The organism is Bacillus sp. 37MA (assembly GCF_000372765.1).
Lineage (GTDB): Bacteria > Bacillota > Bacilli > Bacillales > Domibacillaceae > Domibacillus > Domibacillus aminovorans.
In genome coordinates this window covers 1,478,531-1,479,598 of sequence record NZ_KB889752.1, presented here as the reverse complement: position 1 = coordinate 1,479,598, position 1,068 = coordinate 1,478,531, and the positions used below count along the sequence as shown (strand labels likewise).

Genomic DNA, 1,068 nt, shown 5'->3' with positions numbered 1-1,068 from the left:
TTCGCGCGGCTTGGTTATTTAGAAGGATACTCCCATTGGGGAAACTTGTACTTATATGCCGGTCAAGGTAAGGCCGATAACATTGCAGGGCTTCAGGAGTATTTATCAACAAAGGACAGAGCGAGTGTTCGTTCAGGGTGTTCGCTGCATCCAAGTGGTGTCATTACGATTAAAGCACTTAGTTCGAACTACGAAGAGATGACAGAATTGTTTAATGACGTTTGGTCTTTTATGAGACCGCTAATGTTGAAAGGGGAGTTGCCCTATATCCGGAAATAAGCAAACATCAAGTTTACCTACATGGTCGCAACTGTCTGGAGGAGCATTCCCAACAGATAGCTTTAACCACTCTTACGATCTTGAAACCTATATTCAGACCTACCGTATCAATACAGCGGCAGAAGTAGAGAGTGTTTTGCAAACTATACTTGAAGTAAACATTCGTCTAGACGCTGCATTTGTCAAAGAGGCGTATAAGGCTACTTTACAGGATGATTCAGTTAGATTGGCCGAGCTTCAGGAATTGTATATGGCTGGAAAACCTGCCAAGTTATTCGAGGCTAGTATGAAAACGGGTAGATCGCTATTGAACGGGTAGATCGCTATTGATCGGTGTGGAAAATTTACATGACGACAACAATAACAGCTCCATTTATGAAAACTTGTTGAAAGGGGAGTTGCCTTATATCCGGAAATAAGCAAACATCAAGTTTACTTACATGGTTGCAACTGTCTGGAGGAACATTTCCAACAGGTAGCTTTAACCACTCTTACGGTCTTGAAACCTATATTCATACCTACCGTATCAATACAGCGGCAGAAGTAGAGAGTGTTTTGCAAACCATACTTGAAGTAAACATTCATTTAGACGCTGTATTTGTCAAAGAGGCGTATGAGGCTACTTTACAGGATGATTCAGTTAGATTGGCCGAGCTTCAGGAATTGTATACGGCTGCAAAACCTGCCAAGGAGTTATTCGAGGCTAGTATGAAAACGGGTAGATCGCTATTGATCGGTGTGAAAAATTTACAGGAAGATAACGACAGTTCCTTTTATGGAAACTTGTTG

At 41.7% G+C, this 1,068-nt stretch carries 3 protein-coding genes; all 3 read left to right on the top strand.

Annotation, left to right across the window (positions count from 1 at the left end; translation table 11 throughout):
• Nucleotides 1-279 (top strand): urease accessory protein UreD (locus A3M5_RS0108400; protein ID WP_026221638.1); only part of this gene is annotated, 279 nt, incomplete at its 5' end.
• Complete coding sequence (locus A3M5_RS26620; protein ID WP_082193878.1) at nt 266-598, top strand: urease accessory UreF family protein; 333 nt, start codon at nt 266-268, stop codon at nt 596-598. The genes A3M5_RS0108400 and A3M5_RS26620, both read left to right, overlap by 14 nt.
• A gap of 125 nt (nt 599-723) precedes the next feature.
• The coding region (locus A3M5_RS24625; protein ID WP_286130585.1) for an urease accessory protein UreF at nt 724-1,068 on the top strand (345 nt) is incomplete at its 3' end.